This is a genomic window from Dysgonomonas sp. 511 (assembly GCF_010501105.1).
Classification (GTDB): Bacteria; Bacteroidota; Bacteroidia; order Bacteroidales; family Dysgonomonadaceae; genus Dysgonomonas.
On record NZ_QVMQ01000090.1, the window covers coordinates 1 to 352 of the forward strand.

Annotated in this window: 2 rRNA genes; both read left to right on the forward strand. The window is 40.6% G+C overall.

Annotated elements, in window-relative coordinates:
* A 23S ribosomal RNA gene (locus D0T57_RS15385) occupies positions 1–89 on the forward strand; the annotation flags it as partial.
* Between the two features lie 184 nt (positions 90–273).
* Positions 274–352: ribosomal RNA gene (gene rrf, locus D0T57_RS15390) — 5S ribosomal RNA — on the forward strand; the annotation flags it as partial.

Sequence of the window (352 nt, forward strand, 5' to 3'; positions counted from 1 at the left end):
CGTTGTAGACTACAACGTTGATAGGCTGCAGGTGTAAAGGCAGTAATGTCATAGCCGAGCAGTACTAATTGCCCGCACGCTTTCTTCGAGTGAGTTGAAGGTTAGCTATAGAAGTTATCTTTCAACTCACACAATCCAAACAAGAAAAGAAAATAACCGGTCTTTACTTCCTCTTTTACATCATCTCAATATAGTTGACCGTTGAGAATTGGAAGTTGAAAATAAATCACATTTATTTCACTATCCATTATCGATTATCGACTAAAAAGATATTCAGGTGGTTATAACACCGGGGTTCCACCTCTTCCCATTCCGAACAGAGAAGTTAAGCCCGGTCGTGCCGATGGTACTG